The sequence below is a fragment of the Paenibacillus lemnae genome, from assembly GCF_012933385.1.
Classification (GTDB): domain Bacteria; phylum Bacillota; class Bacilli; order Paenibacillales; family Paenibacillaceae; genus Paenibacillus_AQ; species Paenibacillus_AQ lemnae.
The window spans coordinates 1-815 of the sequence record NZ_JABBPN010000045.1 but is presented as its reverse complement, the minus strand read 5'-3'; the positions used below and the strand labels follow the sequence as shown (position 1 = coordinate 815).

The following is an 815-nucleotide window of genomic DNA, read 5'->3' as shown; positions in this document are numbered from 1 at the left end:
TATCGGAAGGTGCGGCTGGATCACCTCCTTTCTATGGAGAATCGTCCTCTGCAACGAGGACATTCAAATATCATTCGGTCGGCGCAAGCCGCCGGATATAGCTTTGCGTAAGCAAAGCAACAACCAGGCTTTCGAAGTAGATACTTCGAAAAGCTTGTAACTTAACGTGATTCATTTGTTCAGTTTTGATGGAACTTGAGGGGCTATAGCTCAGCTGGGAGAGCGCCTGCCTTGCACGCAGGAGGTCAGGGGTTCGATCCCCCTTGGCTCCACCATTCAATTCCATCGGTTGATCCTTGAAAACTAGATAACGAAACGAATTTGCGTTTTAGAAATATCCTTCTCAAACGACTTGTGTCATGTATATGACCAAGAAGCAAGAAAAACGTAGCATGGTTAAGCTACTAAGAGCACACGGAGGATGCCTAGGCGCTAGGAGCCGAAGAAGGACGTGGCGAACAACGAAACTGCCTCGGGGAGCTGTAAGCAAGCTTTGATCCGGGGATGTCCGAATGGGGAAACCCGGCTGGTGTAATAGCCAGTCACTCATAACTGAATACATAGGTTATGCAGAGGCATACCAGGGGAACTGAAACATCTAAGTACCCTGAGGAAGAGAAAACAAGAGTGATTCCGTCAGTAGCGGCGAGCGAACGCGGAACAGCCTAAACCAGAGAGCTTGCTCTCTGGGGTTGTGGGACGTCTCATATGGAGTTACAAAGGAATCGAGTAGGCGAAGAGGTCTGGAAAGGCCCGCTAGAAGAGGTAAAAGCCCTGTAGCTGAAATTCTGTTCCCTCCGAGACGGATCCCGAGT

At 49.4% G+C, this 815-nt stretch carries 1 tRNA gene and 1 rRNA gene; both read left to right on the top strand.

Features of this window, described 5'->3' with window-relative positions:
• The first annotated feature begins 199 nt into the window (after positions 1 to 199).
• A tRNA-Ala gene (locus tag HII30_RS21335) sits at positions 200 to 275 on the top strand.
• 119 nt (positions 276 to 394) lie between these two features.
• Positions 395 to 815, top strand: a 23S ribosomal RNA gene (locus tag HII30_RS21330); the annotation flags it as partial.